14 protein-coding genes and 1 riboswitch are annotated in these 15915 nt (G+C 39.8%); of the genes, 5 read left to right on the top strand and 9 right to left on the bottom strand.

Annotated features, from left to right (window positions below):
• Positions 1–367 precede the first annotated feature (367 nt).
• Positions 368–1573 (bottom strand): MFS transporter, encoded by a 1206-nt coding sequence (locus CEQ21_RS13770; RefSeq protein WP_185765006.1) that lies wholly within the window; start codon positions 1571–1573, stop codon positions 368–370.
• Positions 1574–1926: 353 nt separating this feature from the next.
• Here CEQ21_RS13770 and CEQ21_RS13765 point away from each other — a divergent pair, with 353 nt between their 5' ends.
• On the top strand, positions 1927–3270 hold the full coding sequence (locus CEQ21_RS13765) for an MATE family efflux transporter (protein ID WP_185767275.1): 1344 nt from the start codon (positions 1927–1929) through the stop codon (positions 3268–3270).
• A 36-nt stretch (positions 3271–3306) separates the two neighbouring features.
• Here CEQ21_RS13765 and CEQ21_RS13760 read toward each other — a convergent pair whose 3' ends face one another.
• A complete protein-coding gene (locus CEQ21_RS13760) occupies positions 3307–4407 on the bottom strand; it encodes an MATE family efflux transporter (RefSeq protein WP_235907253.1) in 1101 nt (366 codons plus the stop codon).
• Position 4408: 1 nt separating this feature from the next.
• A complete protein-coding gene (locus CEQ21_RS27165; RefSeq protein WP_235907252.1) occupies positions 4409–4639 on the bottom strand; it encodes a hypothetical protein in 231 nt (76 codons plus the stop codon).
• Positions 4640–4776: 137 nt separating this feature from the next.
• Between CEQ21_RS27165 and CEQ21_RS13755 the strand changes: the two genes are divergently transcribed.
• Positions 4777–5715 carry a Gfo/Idh/MocA family protein gene (locus CEQ21_RS13755; RefSeq protein ID WP_185765005.1) on the top strand — a complete coding sequence of 313 codons (939 nt, stop codon included), beginning with the start codon at positions 4777–4779 and terminating at the stop codon, positions 5713–5715.
• A gap of 41 nt (positions 5716–5756) precedes the next feature.
• Here the strand turns inward: CEQ21_RS13755 and treP are convergent, their stop codons facing one another.
• From treP to tenA, 5 genes are all read right to left on the bottom strand, one after another.
• Positions 5757–7190: a PTS system trehalose-specific EIIBC component gene (gene treP / locus CEQ21_RS13750; protein ID WP_185765004.1), complete on the bottom strand. Its 1434-nt coding sequence runs from the start codon at positions 7188–7190 to the stop codon at positions 5757–5759.
• A 290-nt stretch (positions 7191–7480) separates the two neighbouring features.
• Complete coding sequence (locus tag CEQ21_RS13745; RefSeq protein WP_185765003.1) at positions 7481–8212, bottom strand: energy-coupling factor transporter transmembrane component T family protein; 732 nt, start codon at positions 8210–8212, stop codon at positions 7481–7483.
• Positions 8178–9794 (bottom strand): ABC transporter ATP-binding protein, encoded by a 1617-nt coding sequence (locus CEQ21_RS13740; protein ID WP_185765002.1) that lies wholly within the window; start codon positions 9792–9794, stop codon positions 8178–8180. Before CEQ21_RS13740 ends, CEQ21_RS13745 begins: the two co-directional genes overlap by 35 nt.
• Positions 9772–10368, bottom strand: a complete 597-nt coding sequence (locus CEQ21_RS13735) for an ECF transporter S component (RefSeq protein ID WP_185765001.1) — start codon at positions 10366–10368, stop codon at positions 9772–9774. Before CEQ21_RS13735 ends, CEQ21_RS13740 begins: the two co-directional genes overlap by 23 nt.
• Positions 10368–11051, bottom strand: coding sequence for a thiaminase II (tenA, locus tag CEQ21_RS13730; RefSeq protein WP_185765000.1), 684 nt, complete (start codon positions 11049–11051; stop codon positions 10368–10370). Before tenA ends, CEQ21_RS13735 begins: the two co-directional genes overlap by 1 nt.
• A 127-nt stretch (positions 11052–11178) precedes the next feature.
• Positions 11179–11280, bottom strand: a riboswitch (TPP riboswitch).
• Positions 11281–11587: 307 nt separating this feature from the next.
• Here tenA and CEQ21_RS13725 point away from each other — a divergent pair.
• From CEQ21_RS13725 to CEQ21_RS13715, 3 genes are all read left to right on the top strand, one after another.
• On the top strand, positions 11588–13204 hold the full coding sequence (locus tag CEQ21_RS13725; RefSeq protein WP_185764999.1) for a lactate permease LctP family transporter: 1617 nt from the start codon (positions 11588–11590) through the stop codon (positions 13202–13204).
• Positions 13205–13231: 27 nt separating this feature from the next.
• Positions 13232–14179 carry an L-lactate dehydrogenase gene (locus CEQ21_RS13720; RefSeq protein WP_185764998.1) on the top strand — a complete coding sequence of 316 codons (948 nt, stop codon included), beginning with the start codon at positions 13232–13234 and terminating at the stop codon, positions 14177–14179.
• A 344-nt stretch (positions 14180–14523) separates the two neighbouring features.
• Positions 14524–15471: an alpha/beta fold hydrolase gene (locus CEQ21_RS13715; protein WP_185764997.1), complete on the top strand. Its 948-nt coding sequence runs from the start codon at positions 14524–14526 to the stop codon at positions 15469–15471.
• Between the two features lie 40 nt (positions 15472–15511).
• On the opposite strand, the gene CEQ21_RS13710 is transcribed toward CEQ21_RS13715, so the two are convergent.
• Entirely contained in the window at positions 15512–15850 is a 339-nt protein-coding gene (locus CEQ21_RS13710; RefSeq protein WP_185764996.1) for an MGMT family protein, read from the bottom strand.
• Positions 15851–15915: the final 65 nt, after the last annotated feature.

Here is a 15915-nt window from a genome sequence, read left to right as displayed (position 1 = left end):
GGACTAAACGATTCCCTATTATTGTAATGGGGGGTTCATTTAATCCTACGTGCTGAGTATGAGAATAATAATGAGTGATGAAGTGAAAATTGTATTTGCTTTTGCTTTCATGATATTCTCCTCCTAAAACAAGTTAGTGAAGCTATAATATCACCAATATTCTGAAAATGTAAATAATTATTTTATTTCTGAATATAGTAAAGCGTTCTCATTTTTAACCAATTCGGAAGAGTTTCATCTCATTTTTTGCTATATTGTTCATTTCCATTAATGTTTTTCTAGCTTTACGCAGGAATATGTGATTATTTTTTTCACATTTGCAGTTTTTTCAGAAATAAAAAAAGAATAGGGAAAAACCCTATTCTGATTATGCAATGTCCGTATTTTTTGTTTCTCTTCCAAAAAAGAAAACTGCTGCTGCTCCTATAAGAACCGCTATACAGAAAATAGTGAATATGCCGGCAATTGTTATATTTTGGGCCACTAGATATGGTACAAGCAATGGACCAAGCACGCCCCCAATTCTGCCAAAGGATGCTGCCATGCCTGCTCCTGTTCCGCGGACATTTGTTTTATACTGCTCAGGTGTATATGCATACAACGCTCCCCAAGCACCTAAATTAAAGAAGGATAACAAAATGCCTGACGTCATAAGCAACGCTGTGCTTTCTGCTGTGCCAAACATATAGGCACTTATTGCTGTACCAATCAAGAACACAACAAGTACAAATTTCCGGCCAGCCTTTTCAATTAAGTAAGCTGCTAGTGCATACCCAGGCAGCTGTGCCAATGTCATGATCAATACGTATTCGAAGCTCTTAATCAAACTAAAGCCTTTCAAAACCATCACACTTGGCAGCCACAGGAACATTCCATAATAGGAGAATACCACACAAAACCACAGCACCCACAGCATCGCAGTGTTTTTCGCATTATCCTTTGACCAGACAGTTTTAATGCTTTCCCAAGCTGTCAGTCTTTTCTTTTTCTCTACCTCTAAGTACTTTGGTGAGTCAGGAAGATTCCATCTTAAATATAAGGCGTAGATTGCTGGAAGCACGCTGATCAACAAAGCAATTCTCCAGCCATTATCAAAGTTCGGTATGATGAAATAGGAAATAACTGCTGCAAGAAGCCAGCCAAATGCCCAGAAGCTTTCCAGTAAAACAACTACTCTACCCCGCTTCTCGTTAGGCACACTTTCAGAGACAAGTGTTGATGCTACTGGGAGCTCTCCTCCCAACCCCATACCAATTAAAAAGCGCAGGACAAGGAATACCCAAAGGGATGTTGCAAATGCAGATAATCCACTGCCGATAGAGAATAGTAATAATGTAATTATAAAAACATTTTTTCTTCCTACTCTGTCTGCCATGATGCCAAACAAGAACGCACCTACTGCCATCCCAATTGAATTTATACTGCCAATCCAGCCCATCTCTTTAACTGATAAGCCCCAATCTGCCTGAAGTGCAGCAATGATAAAGGAAAGCATGCCGACGTCCATTGCGTCAAACAGCCAGCCTAGTCCCGCTATTCCAAGCAGCTTCTTATTTGATACTTCTTTTTTCATACTGGCCTCCTAAGTCTTTTCTATAGTTTCTCCGTCTAAAAGTAATTTATGAAAACACTCTACTATATTAACATGTGTCATGACAGTAATCATTACATTTTTCTAAAGTGTGTGATTTTCTTTTGATATTTATCAGAATATTTAATGAAATTTCCCAAAAGCGCCAATGAAAACGTTCTATTTCTTCAATAAGAACAAACCTATTACTCTATGCAAAACAGTGTAAAATTTTCCAAAAAAAAATGATGTTTTCCTCTTTACTTTCTTACAAATAAGCATAAAATGGTTCTTATATTTGCCAATAATCTTTAAAAGTAAAGGGGATATAAAGTTTGAACGTTACAGCTAAAAAAATGCATGAACAGACTCTTTTTAACATTTCTTGGCCTCTGTTTATTGAACTTGCATTGCATATGGGTATGGGTGTTATTGCCACACTTATGCTTAGCCATTATTCAGATAATGCGGCATCAGGAGTCGGAGTAGCTAACCAGCTGCTAGGGATATTTATTCTCGTTTTCAACGTCACTTCCATTGCAGCCATGATTTTAATCGGGCAAAGACTTGGAGCTAATGAACTTAGCCAGGCAAGACAATTTGCAAGATCTGCAGTCGGCCTTAATGTTTGGTTCGGCGTGATTGTTGCCATCCTCGTTTTAGTCTTCGGTGAGCCTTTGTTACGATTATTTGATATAAAAGGAGAAGTTTTAAATTACGGGCTTATATTTATCCGCATATGTGGTGCTTCCCTCTTCTTAGAATCTCTTTCACTTGCACTTAGTGCTATCTTACGCAGCCACGGTTTTACGAAAGAATCAATGATTGTCAGTATTATGATGAATATCATCAGTGTCATTGGTTATGCTTTAAGCATTTTTGGTTTATTCGGTTTGCCGATTACAGGAGTAATTGGGGTTTCTTGGACAATTGTTATTGCACGTGCTTTTGCCGTTTTTGTTTTGCTTTACTTAGTTTACAAAAGAATTGCACTGACATTTAAAGTACAGGACATCATTAAAATCAACAAGCAGGATATTAGGGATATGCTTTATATTGGGATTCCATCTGCAGGAGAAAATCTTTCTTACCAATTTTCACAATTAATCATCACTGCAATTGTTGCATCATTAGGAGATGCTTCCTTAGCAGCCAGAGTATATATTTCTAATATCTCGATGATTTGTTATTTATTTACTGTTGCTATTGCAGAAGGAACACAGCTTCTTGTTGCAAGATATATCGGTGGAAAGCAATATGACCGTGCGCTTAAGCGCGGCATAAAGACATTAAGAATTGCCATGGTGGCATCTTTAACAGCTGCTGTCGTGATGGCAAGTATTGGCTCACCAATACTTGAGCTGTTTACAGATAACTACCAAATCCTTGCAGTAGGTGTGCCAATTCTGTGGGCAGTTGTATTTACAGAGCCTGGAAGAGCAATGAATATTGTGTTGATGAGCTCTTTAAAATCTGCAGGAGATGTACGCTTCCCGGTTATTATTGGAATCATCTCCATGTGGGGCATTGCCGTTACGCTTAGCTACACGCTTGGTATAACATTCGGTTTAGGCTTACTTGGTGTTTGGCTGGCTCAAGGTATTGATGAATGGTTCAGAGGTATTTTTGCCTGCAAACGCTGGCTGTCAAAGCCGTGGGAGCGGGTGCGTGTTAAAAATACAGCGAAAAGCCATATTTAAAAAAAGGACCACCGCATGATAGATGCGGTGGTTTTTTTATGCAGCCTTTTGTTTGTTCAAGAATGACAGTCTTTTCTCCAATGCTGGCATATAACGCACTAGCAGGATGGAGCGAAACAGGCTGAAAACAATGAAGGAAAGCCATAATCCATGGTTGCCCCAATAGTGGGTTGCTGGAAAAAGGATTGCTAAGAAAACCGCAACAGATACTAGCATACTGTTCCTGACCAGACCTGCCTCCGAGGCACCTGCAAAAATGCCGTAAAATACTAACCCGATGCTTGAAGCAAGCGGAAACAATATTAGCCAGCCCTCATACTGCTTCGTAATGAGAATTACCTCCTCTACGACTGTGAACAATGGAATCGCAGCATCCTTACAAAGGAAAAACGAAAGACTGATTGCTGCAGAAAAGGTAAAAGACCAAAAATATGACTTTTTTACAGTTGCTTCATAAAGCTTACCATTCCTTTGCCCAACTGCTTTTCCTGTCAAAATACTTGCTGCATTCGCCAGCCCATCATAAAAATATGCCATGATGTAATGGATTTGAATGAGTATCGCATTTGCTGCTAAAACCTCTTCCCCATATACCGCTCCTTTTGCTGTAAAGATATTAAATACAGTCAACAGACAAATGGTGCGGATAAACAAATCCCTGTTCACTATCATCATCCTTTTTAAAGGTTGCTTATCATATAGATTTCTGAACAGCTCCTTCATGCTCACGCTTACTTTCAGCTTACCGCTTCGCACTAGCAGGATAATTCCAAACACAAAGGCAAAAACCTCTGCACATAACACAGCAATCGCAACACCCGCTACCCCTAAATGAAACACAAGGACGAGCACAACTGCCAACAAAATATTAAGGATATTCATCAGTACTTGAATCAGCACCGTGGCCTTGATTTGTTCCATTCCTAACAGCCAGCCTAAAACAGCATAATTCATCAATGCAAAGGGCGCTGCCCAGATTCTAATATGAAAGTATACAGAGCTCACTGCTTTCACATTCCCCTGCACACCTAAAAAGGAAATGGACAAATTAAAAATCACTTCTTGAAAAAGGACTATTACAAGTCCAATGATAAGACCAATAAAGACAGGACGCAAAAAAGCCATCGAGCTTTGCATCTCATCGTCTGCTCCTAATGCTTGGGAGGCAAACCCTGATGTGCCTAACCCTCAAGAAACCAAACAGCCAGTAAATACTGTTAAAAATAACTGTTCCAACAGCAACCCCGCCAATATAGGCTGGATCTGGCAGCTGACCAACAACTGCTGTATCAACAGCGCCAAGCAGCGGGACAGTAATCGTTGCAAAAATTAACGGCAATGCCAGTGATAAAAAATAACGATGTGTCACCCCACTACTCCTTTTCATCCTGTTTTTCCCATAATTATAGCACTCTCGTTTTTTCTAGCGAAATATTTTTCACAATCAAGACAGAATAGTCTAAAAACTGGTAAACTATTGATAGTTTACATATAGGAGAGATGTTTATGTTAAAAGTAGCAATTATCGGGTTAGGAGCAATTGGTCAGCGCCTTATTAAAAACTTCACGGAGCATCCAGAAATGGAGATTGTAGCTGTTTGTGATCCTTTAGAGGAACTACTTAACGATACAGTCCAAGCACTTGAAGGTATCCACGGCTTTACAGATTATAAAGAGCTGCTTGAAAAGGCAGAAGTAGATTTTGTGTATGTGGCAGTTCCCCCAAAGTTTCATTATCAGATTGTTTCAGATTGTATCGCAAAGCAAAAGCATGTTTTATGTGAAAAACCTTTGGCAAATTCATTGGAGGAAGCGGAAAGCCTTTATAAGCAGGCGAAGGAAAAGGGCATCATCCATGCAATGAATTTCCCTCTTAACTACAGTGCGGGCAACGCTACTTTTGCTTCGTATATAAAAAATGGCTATATCGGTAACTTACGCAGGCTGGAGCTGAAAATGCATTTTCCGCAATGGCCGCGGGCATGGCAGCAAAACAATTGGGTTGGACGCAGAGAGCAAGGCGGATTCGTGCTGGAGGTGGGTGTGCACTGGATTCAGCAAATTCAAAAGATATTTGGTCCAGTTCAATTAGTCCATCGCAATATTAGCTTTCCTGAGGATGCTAGTCTGTCTGAAAATGGCATATTAGCAGTTTTAGAGCTAGCGGATGGAACACCATTATTTATCGATGGAATCAGCCAGATAGCAGGAAAAGAAGAAGTAACATTCACTGCTTATGGCACAGAAGGGACACTTGCGCTGCATAACTGGTCTGACCTTTATGGGGCAAAGCTTGGCAGTGACTTCGAACAGCTAGACGAAAACACACCTGTTTCTTCATTGATTGATGAATTGGCAAAGGCTCTCCAGAACAAGGATGCAGATTTACCAGATTTTTATGATGGGTATCAAGCTCAAATTGTACTCGAAGGTTTAAGAAATTAAAACAGGAAAAAAAGCAGCTGATGCTCAGCTGCTTTTTCCTGTTATGCTCTTGATTTTTTCAAAGAAATTTTGCCCATGTTTGCTTTAGCAAAGATAATTGTTAATACAAACGGAATAACGATTGCGACAACCATTGCGATTGCAAAGGTAACCATATGCTGTGGCTGGATAGACAGAATTCCTGGAAGTCCTCCGACTCCAATTGAGTTTGCCATAACATGTGAACCAACCGAAATCACACCTGCAACCATGGAACCAATCATGGCTGCCAAGAATGGATAGCCATATTTCAAGTTAATACCGAACATTGCCGGTTCTGTAACTCCTAGATAACAGGAGATTGTTGCTGGAATGGAAACTTGCTTTTCTCTTTCGTCCTTGCGATTAATGTAGATCATTGCCAATACTGCAGATCCTTGTGCGATATTAGATAACGCGATCATTGGCCAAAGGTTTGTGCCGTTGAATTCGCTCATAAGCTGTAAGTCGATCGCATTTGTCATATGATGTAAGCCAGTAATAACAAGCGGTGCATAAGCAAAGCCAAACACTGCTGCAAACAGCCATCCTAATGAAGAAGTCAATCCAGAATATACAACATCAGAGATGAATGAACCGATTTGCCAGCCGATAGGACCCAACACAGTGTGAGCGATAAGAACTGTCGGTACTAATGCTAGGAATGGCACAACAATCATGCTGATAGCATTAGGGATGACTTTGCGCAAACGCAGCTCTAAGAAGGAGAACAGCAAGCCTGCAAATATTGCCGGAAGCACTTGTGCTTGATAACCAATCTTGTCAACATGAGCAAAGCCAAAATCCCAAAATGGAATTTCTTGTGTGCTCGCCACAGCGTAAGCATTAAGCAGCTGTGGTGAAACAAGTGTAATACCTAGGACAATCCCCAATATTTGCGTTGCACCCATTTTCCGAGTAACTGCCCAAGTTATCCCAACTGGGAGGAAGTGAAATATCGCTTCACCAATTAACCAAAGAAAATCGTTTGTTCCTGCCCAAAATTGTGAAACTTCCACCAGTGTTTTTGTACCGTCTTCAACCATTTTGATTTCACCGATGATGTTTCGGAATCCTAAAATCAAACCACCAACAACGATAGCTGGAATTAATGGTGTAAAGATGTCAGCCAAGTGAGCAATCATTCTTTGCAGGAAATTCATATTTTGCTTCGCTGCTTGCTTTGCATCATCCTTTGACGTATCGTTTACACCTGCAATGCTAATAAAGTCATTGTAAAAGGATGATACTTCATTTCCGATAATAACCTGGAATTGTCCAGCTTGTGTAAATGTTCCTTTAACAAGGCCGATTTCCTCTACTTTTTTAACATCTGCCTTTGCCGGTTCTTTCAATACGAATCTCATTCTTGTTGCACAATGAGTAACAACAGAAATGTTATCGCTTCCACCAACATGCTCAAGAAGCTGTTTCGCCGGTTCTGTATACTTGCTCATAGTTCATCCTCCCTTTTTTTTGCGTAAACAAAAGCTGTTCTATCTATTCTAATATGATTGCGATTACATAAACATGTATATACAAGTAAACTGTTTACGCTTTCAATTATATGTTGTATATACATGTTGTGTCAATTCTTTTTTCATTAGATTTTATTTCCATTTTCACGTTAATAAACTATGTTAATATTTCTTGGAATAAACCTCTTTATGAAAACTAACTTCAAAAAAAAACCAAGGACTTTAAGGTAACATACCCTTTTCGTCCTTGGATTTTCACTTTGGAGCACTTAAAGAAAAACCATCGCAACAGCAAACAGAAGAAGCAAGCCGACATAAAGAACGTCTATTGAAGTAAGTGCTGTTGTTTTGTAATAGGTTCTATTCCTGCTCCCGGTAAATCCTCGTGCTTCCATAGCAATTGCCATTCGTTCTGACTTTCGAATAGCATTTGTAAGAAGTGGGATGGCATACCTTTTGAAAGCCTGCCAGCTACCGCTTTGCTTGTAGCCTCTTATCCGGTGCGCATCCTTCAGCTGCACAAGCTCTGCCTGAAACATCGGAATACAGCGGAAACCTGCCATAAATCCATAGGCCCATTTCGGGGATACCTTTAGCTGATGGATCAAGCTCATCATAAATAAGTGAAGATTAGTAGTTGAGGTAAAGAGCAAACCAATTGTAACGAAAGCAAGCATTCTTAAGGCAATGGTCAAGCCATTACTGATACTTTCCTCTGTTATCCGAAACCATGCCCATTGCCAAATTTCGGTATCTCCTTTCCCGAACGCAGCAAGCATCCAGAAAACAAGCACGAAAAACAAGCAGTAGGGCATCATCACTTTTAGTAAATACTTTACTGTCCACCCACCTAAAGCTAATCCTAAAAGCAGAAATACAATCCAGAATACAAATGTTTTTACTGGATTACCTATAAACATGAGCATTATCATAACAACAATGTGAGCAAGCAGCTTATAACTCGGATTAATTTGGGACAAGCACGATTGATTGCTTTCCAAGGAAACATTCCTCCTTCACTGCTCGTTTATAAGCATAATGTAATGGCGGAATGATTCTAGTTTTCTCCAGCAGCTTCTCATCTGAAAATAAGGAAAAAGGGTGGCCATCAAAACAAAGACTGTTTTCATCAATTAAAAGTACCCTATTTGAATATTGGTCAACAATATTCATGTCATGTGTGACCATTACGATTGTTGTCCCATGCTCTTGCCGCTTCTTCAATAAGCTTAGCAGGCTCTCTGCCGAGTGTTTATCCTGTCCGAAGGTTGGTTCATCAAGCAGGAGCACTTCCTGATTAAGCAGCAGCATTGTCGCTACACTTAATCTTCTTTTTTGACCGAAGCTTAAGTTAAAAGGATTTCTGTTTGAATAGTTTAAGAGCCCAAATTCCTCCAGCAGCTCCTTTGCTTTTGCTTCAGCTGACTCCTTTTTTACATTTTGCTGTTCACCGGAATAAAGTATCTCTTCATAGACCGTTTTATTGATGAACTGCCATTCTGGATTTTGGAAAACAAATCCGATTTTCTCGTATAGCTGGCTCTCTTTCCAGCTTTTCAAATGGATATCCTTAAAAGCAACACTGCCCTTGCTGACTTTTTTCAGCTTTGCCAGTACCTTTAACAAGCTGCTTTTCCCGCTTCCGTTCTTTCCTATAATCGAAATCCATTCTCCTTTTCCAAACTGGAAGTTTACATCACAGAGAACAGGCATTCTTTCATAGGAAATAGAAACAGCCTCTGCAGACATAAGTGAATCTGTATTATGCTGGAATGTATCTTTTTTCGTTTTACTTTGCAGATACTTTTCGTTAAGTTGTTTACTTAAAGGATGATTCTTGTCACCAATAACCTTATGCCACTCAAATGGATAAATTTCCGGTCGCCATATTCCTGCTTCCTCCATTTGGCCTTTACACTGCTCCAGTATATATTGGGGATGACCGTCACCAATCACTTCGCCATGCTTATTTAACAAGATGACCCGATCCATCCACTCAATGCAGCCATCAAGAACATGCTCCACAATGATCATTGTTTGCCCTTGACTTGCGAGCTGATTCAATAGCTTAAAGAACTCCTTCCTGCTAACAGGATCAAGCTGTGCAGTAGGTTCATCTAAGAACAGCACGTCAGGCTCTAATGCAAGCACACTAGCTAATGCAAGGCGCTGCTTCATCCCTCCTGACAATGCAGCAATCCTCGTATTAAGCTCTACCTTAAGTCCGACAACTTCCAGCAGGGATTTTATCTTTAAGACCATCTCCTCTGCTGGAACATTTCTGTTCTCAAGGCTAAAGGCAATTTCCTCATCTACATGCTCCATACAAAATTGTGTATCAGGATCTTGAAACAAGATACCCATATTTTGTGTTCTGATTACCTCCCCTTTAACCTTTGCCTCGATATGGTCTGGAATGATTCCAGCAAGGACAGACAAAAGTGTCGATTTGCCGCTGCCACTCGGACCAAGGATTAACACATTCTCTCCAGGCTGGAAATCTAATGAAACATGATTCAGAACAGGCTTCATTTGACGATAAAACTGGACAGAAAGGTTTTTACATCCTAACAATGAACTCATCGTTATCATCCTTTTGGACATTCTGTTTATTTATCGCAAAATGATCAAGTGCACCTGTTGCTAATAAAGCATCCACTATGAGCTTCCCGAGCAGTCCGCCAAGCAGCATGCCGCTGATAATTTGAATAATGAATGTCAGCAGTAATGTGCCAGTTGGATAATATCCGAAGCCATTGGCAATAAGGCTATACAGCATGCTTCCAACTGCCGCCATTGCGCCTGACAGCATTAAAACAGAAACATGATAGCGCTTATAGCGAAAGACGGCAAAAGCTAATTCTGCCCCGAGTCCCTGCAAGACACCAATCAGCAACGCAGACAATCCGAAGTGACTGCCGGCAAGTAATTCTACCGCTGCTGCAGCAACCTCAGCAATGAACGCAGCGCCAAGCTTCTGAATGATATAGGCAACAATCGGGCTTGCTATCACCCAAATGCCAAACATAAAGTTAGAGCCAACAGGACCGACTAGTGCAGAAACAGGCAAATATAAGGTAGACCAGCCTAAATAGATAACTCCGCAAGCAACAGACAAAACAACCATCAGCACAACTTCTTTTATCTTCCATTCCATTAGGCTTTAACCTCTATCTTCACAGGCCAGTCCTCAAGTGTATATGCCATGTCCCAAAACTTGTATTCCAAATGGCAGCTTATCAAAAAGTACTCTGTCAGCTTTTGCTTCTGCTGCTCACTTAAGCTCTCTGCCAATTCATCTAGACGTTCACAGAATGTGCCAGTAATCCCCATCGATCCGCCACCATAAAAACGAATCCATTCATTGAAGGGATGACTTGAGTCTGGATTTACCTCTTCAAGCAGCCTCTTGCCAATTTCCGCATATGTCCATGGACATGGAAGCAGTACGGCAAGAATATCAGGTATCCCTCCTGACTGTGCCACTGTCAGCATATGGCGGATATAATGGTGTGCACTTGGCGATAATGGGAATCCTTGCAGCTGCTCATATGTAACTCCAGCTACTTCACAGAAGTTATTATGTGGATGAATCTCACTGTGCAGAACAAAAGAAATTTGCTCATTAAACATTTGCATATCCGTTCTGTTATCACACTTAGAAATAGCTGTTCCATATATTTGCATAAAGGAGTTCAAATACTCAAAATCCTGCTTCACATAATGGATAAGCTGTTCTGCCTGCAAGTCTCCACTTGCAATCCCTCTTACAAACGGGTGTGCGAAAATAGCCTCAAAGATTGGATCTGCCTCTTGCCTTAATTGTTTAGAAAAACTCATCACTTATCTCCTCCTTTTTTATTAATAAGAAAATAAAGTGACCTAATTACATTTCAAAACCGCAAAAAGGCCACTCCAAAAATGGAGTGGCCTATAAATAGTCAAATAAAAGCATTTAAACTAGTTAGAGATACCGACTCCACTTTCCTACGCTAGTACGAACTAGATCAGGTTCGAAGGGTCCAAGAACTTCTTGTCTCAGCCTCAATTGGCTCCCCTAGTGGATTTTCCTATTAATTTACCTATACTTTACATAAATAGCTACTTGCTGTCAACTAAGTATTCTAAAAAATCAGACATAGCTATATTTCATGCTAAACAAGAATATTCAGCATGAAATGGCTAAAAATATGATTAATGTGTTTGAATTTAACGAGGAAGGGAACTGAAATGTTACAAACTAGTGAACAACTTTCCGCCAAGAAAGCGTTTTACATATTGTATTCACAAAACGGACATAATTATGTGATGTTTTTCACAAAGTATCCACTATAATGAAACTGTAAACAAAATATTTTCAGAGGAGCTGAGAAAGCGTGACAGCATGGAACCAAGTTTATGATCCATTGAATAATTTATGGATCTCAGCCATCATTGCAGCTATCCCAATTTTATTTTTCATCCTCATGTTGACCGTATTTAAATTAAAAGGATATGTAGCAGGAGCAATGAGTATTCTCGTCGCAGGCATTGTTGCTGTTTTGATCTATAAAATGCCTTTAGTTTTTGCACTTATGTCAGCATTATACGGAGCACTTGCCGGCATTTGGCCAGTCGCCTCCATTGTATTTGCAGCAATCTTCCTTTATAAGATTACTGTGAAAACAGGAAAGTTTGCCATTATCGAAAATAGTATTTCTTTTATCACATCAGATCAGCGCTTACAGGTTTTAATTGTCGCATTCTCATTCGGAGCCTTTTTAGAGGGTGCCGCAGGTTTTGGAGCTCCTGTTGCAATAACAGCAGCAATATTAGTTGGATTAGGCTTTAGCCCAATATATGCAGCAAGTCTTTGCTTAATTGCCAATATTGCTGGTGGAGCATACGGTGCAATGGGAATTCCTGTAACAGTTCCATCATTGCTAACAGGTCTTGATGGACTAGCAGTCGGCAGATATACTGCCATCATCATTCCCATTCTTGCGATCATCGTGGCATTTCTGCTTATTTTTATCATTGACGGCTGGAAGGGAATCAAGCAAACATATCCGGCAGTGCTTGTAGCCAGTATCTCCTTTGCAATAACACAGGCTTTGGTGCTTTACTTCATTGGTGCCGAACTAGCTAATATTTTCGCCGCAATCGTGAGTCTCGTGGCTTTAGCACTTTTCTTACAAAAATGGCAGCCTAAAGAGATTTATCGCGTTAATAAAGAGGAAAAAACAGATAAAACGGTGAAGTACTCTCTATCCGCGATTGCATATGCTTGGCTTCCGTTTATCTTTTTAACAATCATTGTGACAATATTCAACTTATCTATATTCAAAAACTTGTTTATTACAGGTGGACCATTGGAAAAACTAGTGTTTCTTCTTCCAATTCCATTTTTAAATAATAATGTTATTAAGCTTCCACCTATCGTTCCAGAAGCAGCACCATATGCAGCCGTTTTTAAACTTGATTTATTTTCATCTACAACAACAGCAATTGTCATCACAATCATTGTTGCCAGCATATTGTTTAAATGCCGCAAAAAACTGCTTGTGGAAACAACAAAGGAAACAGCAAAAGAGCTTTTAACACCTGTGCTAACGATCTGCAGTGTTCTTGGATTTGCCTATATCTGTACTTATTCTGGCATGTCCTCTACATTAGGTCTTGCATTCGCATCAACTGGTGATATATTCCCATTATTTGCACCTTTGTTAGGTTGGTTAGGAGTTTTCCTAACCGGATCTGTTGTCAACAGCGGCTCCCTATTCGCACCACTGCAAGCTGTCACTGCTACCCAAATTGGAATAGCACCAGAAACAATGGTTGCAGTTAACGTTATTGGCGGAACTATGGCCAAAATGATATCACCGCAGTCCATTGCTGTTGCAGCCGCCGCCGTTGGACTTGCGGGCAGGGATAGCGACTTGTTCAAGGTTACCATCAAATATAGTGTTAGTTTATTAGTATTAGTCGGCCTAGTTAGTTGGATATTATTCTAAAATAAAAATAAGAGGAGAGAAATAATCATGAAAAAACAAAATATCAATCGTGTTGTCTTAATCGGAACTGGAGCAGTTGGATGTAGCTATGCTTATTCATTTATTAACCAAGGGGTTGCAGAGGAACTAGTTCTGATTGATGTGAATGAATTAAGGGCTGAGGGTGAAGCAATGGATTTAAACCATGGTATTCCCTTTGCACCAACTCCTGTGAAAGTATGGAGCGGCCAATATGCAGATTGCCAAAAAGCAGATTTAGTTGTCATCACTGCTGGATTGCCGCAAAAGCCAGGTGAAACTCGCCTTGATCTTGTAGCAAAAAACACAGCTATTTTCAAAACAATTGTTAAAAATGTAATGGACAGCGGTTTTAATGGCATCTTCCTTATTGCTACAAATCCTGTAGACATTCTGACATATGTGACTTGGAAAGAATCTGGATTGCCTAAAGAAAGGGTTATCGGATCTGGTACTACACTCGATACTGCTAGATTCCGTTATATGCTTGGTGAATACTTCAATGTAGATACTCGAAACGTTCATGCTGCCATCATTGGTGAACATGGTGATACAGAATTACCTGTATGGAGTCGCACTACAGTTGGCTTAGAAGAAGTTGAAACATTAATTGCGAAAAACAGCAATTACAGCCAAAAGGATCTGGATGATATTTTCGTTAATGTAAGAGACGCAGCATACCATATTATTGAGCGAAAAGGAGCAACCTACTATGGAATTGGAATGTCTCTTGTCCGCATCACAAAAGCTATATTAGGAAATGAAAATTCTATCTTACCAGTATCTGTTCATCTGGATGGACAGTATGGACATAAGGATGTATATATCGGAGTTCCAGCCGTAATTAATGTAGATGGTATAAGAGAAGTACTTGAAATTCCATTAAACCAAGAGGAACAAAAGCAGTTCGACCATTCTGTAAAAGTCTTAAAAGAGACAATGTCTACAGTTATATAAAAGAATTTGATCTCCGTTGCGCTTAGCAATGGAGGTCTTTTATCTGTTATAGTTTCCTAGAAAAATGACCATGCTATTTAGAAACCATCCTACTAAGACCTTTGTGAAAAGTTGGAAAACTTATTGTCTGTTTGATTTTATTCTGGTAATGTCTAGGAGGAATAGATTTTAATGACCGTTAAATAAGGAGGGACGACCAATTGCCGAAAATAAATTTCATAACTATATTGGATATGTTCCTCCTTCTTCTTTTTGTCCTATTGCTTTTCAGGTGGATTCTAGCAAATTCGATACGTCAAAAACATAGAATTCACTCACAACATGGGATTGATCAAGAGGTGATAATGGAGATAGGCGGTATCCAACAATATCTGTATATAAGAGGACAAAATACCAGTAACCCTATTATTCTTTTTCTTCACGGCGGTCCAGGCACACCCATGACGCCAGTGCTGCATAAATACCAATATGGCTGGGAACATGATTATACAGTTGTTAACTGGGATCAGCGTAATACTGGCCGAACTTATTTCCTTAACAAGAAAAAGGCAAACACAATAAGTGCTTCCCTCTCTGCAGACCAGTTAGTCGAGGATATTCATGACATTGTTCTGTATCTCTCCAAGCAATTTAATCAGGACAGAATCATCATTATGGGTCACTCATGGGGAACGACGATTGGAAGCCTATTTGTACAGCGCTATCCAGAGCTGACTAAAGCATATGTTGGTATTTCTCAGATCGTCCATTTAAATGACGGGGCAGCTCTTATGGCTGCGGAAATCCGAAAAAAAGCTCTCGTTCAAGGAGCAGAGAAGGATGCGGAAATACTAGAACGCCTGCAAAAAGGGCTCCATGACAGCTTAAAGGCGACAGAAGCAGCAGTCGTAAAAATGTATAAAATAGCACAAAATTATATTTCATATATGTCTGATTCTTTTGCATTTTTAAAGGCCGGGGCAGTGTCCCCATATTTCTCTTTAAGACACTTAAGCTATTTCCTTAGGAAGGAAAAACTTCAGGCACCTTTATCCGAATACGCTATAAAGCATGATATGAGAGAGCAATCTTCAAGCTATTCTGTACCGGTCATTTATATTGTCGGGCAATATGACTTACATTTTAAGTATTTATTTGAACAATACTACCCACTTATTAAGGCGCCATACAAAAACATGATTTCCATCGCAAACGCAGGACATAATGCCATGATGGATAAACCTGAGCAATTCAACCAGGCGTTACAAAATGGCTTACGAGAAATGAACAAGGTCACATTAGTGGACCATTGAGACTCCAAAACAGCTAAGTTTTGGAGTTTTTTAGCCTTCTTTATTCCTCAAAATAGTCTCTTTCCCATTCTTCAAGAGGGAAATGCTGATATATAGTCAGCTCTAATACACCTTCTCTATAAAAAACGACGCCCTCTTCCTCAAGAAGTTGCTTCTGAAGCGAGTTTCCTTCCTCGGCTTTTATCACTATGGCTCCTTTCGCATTAACTACTCGATGCCAAGGAAGCTGGTATTTTTGGCTAGAGCTGTGCAGTATTCTGACCACTTGCCTCGCACCTCTCGGACTTCCAGCTATTCTTGCAATTTGGCCATATGTCATTACTTTTCCTGTTGGAATCGATTGAATGATTTCCATTACCTTTTTTGTAAATGGTGTCATATCTTCTGCCTCTTCACTTATTTTTTGATTAGTAAAAATAAAAATTATAGGACATGCTAATTTAG

Origin of the sequence: Niallia circulans, assembly GCF_007273535.1 — a bacterium.
GTDB classification, from domain to species: domain Bacteria; phylum Bacillota; class Bacilli; order Bacillales; family Cytobacillaceae; genus Niallia; species Niallia circulans_B.
Note: the sequence above shows the minus strand (reverse complement) of the source record. Positions and strands in the feature narration are given on the sequence as shown.

What these genes read in the sequence shown, in the direction of transcription:
- CEQ21_RS13765 (WP_185767275.1), top strand. Translation starts at nt 1,927, where the DNA reads ATGCATGAACAGACTCTTTTTAACATTTCTTGGCCTCTGTTTATTGAA.
- CEQ21_RS13755 (WP_185765005.1), top strand. Translation starts at nt 4,777, where the DNA reads ATGTTAAAAGTAGCAATTATCGGGTTAGGAGCAATTGGTCAGCGCCTT.
- CEQ21_RS13710 (WP_185764996.1), bottom strand. Translation starts at nt 15,850, where the DNA reads ATGACACCATTTACAAAAAAGGTAATGGAAATCATTCAATCGATTCCA.
- CEQ21_RS13735 (WP_185765001.1), bottom strand. Translation starts at nt 10,368, where the DNA reads ATGGAATGGAAGATAAAAGAAGTTGTGCTGATGGTTGTTTTGTCTGTT.
- CEQ21_RS13740 (WP_185765002.1), bottom strand. Translation starts at nt 9,794, where the DNA reads ATGAGTTCATTGTTAGGATGTAAAAACCTTTCTGTCCAGTTTTATCGT.
- tenA (WP_185765000.1), bottom strand. Translation starts at nt 11,051, where the DNA reads ATGAGTTTTTCTAAACAATTAAGGCAAGAGGCAGATCCAATCTTTGAG.
- CEQ21_RS13715 (WP_185764997.1), top strand. Translation starts at nt 14,524, where the DNA reads ATGGAGATAGGCGGTATCCAACAATATCTGTATATAAGAGGACAAAAT.
- treP (WP_185765004.1), bottom strand. Translation starts at nt 7,190, where the DNA reads ATGAGCAAGTATACAGAACCGGCGAAACAGCTTCTTGAGCATGTTGGT.
- CEQ21_RS13720 (WP_185764998.1), top strand. Translation starts at nt 13,232, where the DNA reads ATGAAAAAACAAAATATCAATCGTGTTGTCTTAATCGGAACTGGAGCA.
- CEQ21_RS13770 (WP_185765006.1), bottom strand. Translation starts at nt 1,573, where the DNA reads ATGAAAAAAGAAGTATCAAATAAGAAGCTGCTTGGAATAGCGGGACTA.
- CEQ21_RS13760 (WP_235907253.1), bottom strand. Translation starts at nt 4,407, where the DNA reads ATGCAAAGCTCGATGGCTTTTTTGCGTCCTGTCTTTATTGGTCTTATC.